The organism is Kamptonema formosum PCC 6407, from assembly GCF_000332155.1.
GTDB lineage: Bacteria > Cyanobacteriota > Cyanobacteriia > Cyanobacteriales > Microcoleaceae > Kamptonema > Kamptonema formosum.
Genome location: NZ_KB235902.1, coordinates 2,249 through 4,748 on the forward strand (window position 1 = coordinate 2,249; position 2,500 = coordinate 4,748).

General features: G+C 45.3%; 1 protein-coding gene and 1 pseudogene. Both read left to right on the plus strand.

All coding sequences use genetic code 11. The annotated features are described in order from the left end of the window. Positions 1 to 1,911 (plus strand): plasmid replication protein, CyRepA1 family (locus OSCIL6407_RS36920; RefSeq protein ID WP_019486986.1); only part of this gene is annotated, 1,911 nt, incomplete at its 5' end. Between the two features lie 362 nt (positions 1,912 to 2,273). Continuing rightward, positions 2,274 to 2,500, plus strand: a pseudogene (locus OSCIL6407_RS36925) (hypothetical protein); the annotation flags it as partial.

The following is a 2,500-nucleotide window of genomic DNA, read 5'->3' on the forward strand; positions in this document are numbered from 1 at the left end:
CCAGATTTATTACCCTTCGATGATGGTCGTGATGTTACGATTTGTTTCGACTACCGCCCCGGTGATTATTTCAAGTCCCCCGAATGGGTCAACGCGGCTATCCTTGGCAAACTCTTCAAACAGTCCACAGTCAAAATTGCCAGACTCCCAGGCCCGCAGAAAGGAATTGATGATTTTGCAGTTGCTGGTGGCGACGTTGCCCAAGTCCTAGCCGCCGCTGAATCCCTCAAACAATTGCAGGATGAGCGCCTGTGGCGTTTTTGCTACAAGGGCTTCTCTCCTGAGAAAAAAGTAAACCAGCGCTACCTCGACATAGAAGCCCCTGAACCCGGCAAAATTATAGCTCCCAAATCGGGCCTAGCCACCGGAAAAACTCAATTGTTGGCTGATAAGGTTGCAACGCAACCAGGGAAGCAAATCAACATCGGCTACCGTAACAGCTTACTGCTACAGCAGGCTCAAAAGATTGGTAGCTATCACCTAGATGAGCATGATGGCCGCCGTTTTTTTGAAGATCCTAACGCTCGGATCAGCCTGTGTTGGGATTCCCTGCTGAAGCTTCCCCCTGAAATTTTCGAGGGGGCACATATTATTTTGGATGAAGCTTCAAGCAGTATCAAGCATCTGCTCACCAGTAGCACTTGCAAAGAGAAAAGGCTTGAAATTCTCGATTATCTAGAAAAGATTGGCCCTACCGTTGGGGGGGTAATCGCGCTTGATGGTAATCTCAAAGATTCAGATATTCAATATTTGGAAGAAATCTTCAAGATGCCATCGGTGAAAATTGAAAATGAATTTAAGGGCGATACGCCGCCCGTAACCTTCCTTGAGCTTCCCAAAGGCAGATATCGGATTGCCAAGGCAGAATTTGAATGGCTAGCAAGGGCAATCATGGATGCTGATTGCCCCGCAATTGCCACAGATTCCCTCAATGATGCCGAAGCCCTTTACAAAAAGTTGACGGCTCAAGGCAAAAAAGGCATTTTATTAAGCAGCAAAACAGCTACTAAGAAATGGGCTAAGGAATTTCTAGCTAATCCTGATGAGTACATCAGAAAGCACAAGCCAGAATTTATCATCTTTACCCCAACTGCTGAAAGCGGTCTCGATATTTCAATCAAAGAAAAGATTGATAATTTGGAGATTGGGAATTATTTCTCTGATGTTTTCTGCATTTTTCGCGGGGTCATTGGCGTTGATGAATGCCTCCAAATGTCTCGCCGGGTAAGGCATCCAGAAAGGATTGTGATCTGCTGTGCTGAGCGTAAATTTGCCAGCAATAATGATTCTAATCCCTTTTCAGGTCAGCTAATCAAAGACATTGAAGAGCGGGTAACGGCTGAAATGAAAGCACTTTCTCCTGAAGAAAATACAGCCGCAATCAAAGAAGCAATCAAGGCTCAAATTGATTCCCCACACCTAGAAGCTTGGGCGAAAATTAAGGGCAAAGATGCAGTTGAAGCGCGTAACTTACGGCGGTTTCTACTTAAATCTTTTGAGGATGGTGGCTATGAAGTTAATCGAATTAGTTTCTCGGATTTGCTTAATCCTGATGCCATTTACGATGAGGGAATGAGCTTTGCTGATGCTAAAAAGCTTTCTAAAGAAGAAGAAGCAAAGCAGATTTTCAATTCTGAATTTATCACCCTAGAAAAATACTTAGAAATTGAGGGAAGCAATGCTGAATGGGAGGATTGCTGCAAAGCCATCAAATATCGCCTTTTAGCGCGGCTACCAGGCATTGAAAATACTGAGCTTTGGACTTGGGAGTTTGTTTACCGTATCCGCTTCACTGACAGAGATTTGCTCAATCAGCTCTATGCCAACTGGAAACTTGAAAACCCTATTGATGCTGAACTGCTACAACGGCAAAATGGAACCGTGAGTTTAGAACTTTCTTGCCTGACCTGAACAACCAATGGCTCAAACTAAAACTTCTCTCAAAATTGGGGATTAATCAATTCCTTGACCCTCCAAAGGTCTGGACGGATAAATCCCCTGAAGTCAAGGAACTGGTGAGGATTTGTAAAACCAAGTCAGCAGCCGCCCTACTTGGACATCCCGGCAAAAAGCTCACCCATGCAATATCTCAACCGCTTACTTAAATTTATCGGGGTTAAGCTGAAGGCCTCTCAGGTTTAGGGAGGGGGATAAGCGAGTTTGGCAATATCGTTTTTGTAGAGGCTGGTGAGAACTCTAGCAGACCCGAAAACTGGGATGAGCTTTACCCTCTAGTCTGTCAAAAATTGGCTGAAAAAATCGCCTCTGCGAAAATGGCTGAATCACCCTCTCCTCTTGATGTGGAGGTTGTCACAGCTCCCCCCATAAATATACAAAATACAGCCGAAGCTGTGACAGAGAATCAGACTCACCCTGTAGAAAAAGTTTGGGGCGTGGCTTGTGAAGTTGCGGAGGTGGCCCGTGAAGTTGCGGAGGTGGCGTTATGGGGTCGCTGGAGGGGATGGTGGAGTCAGCAAAAACCTGTCTACATCACATTCTC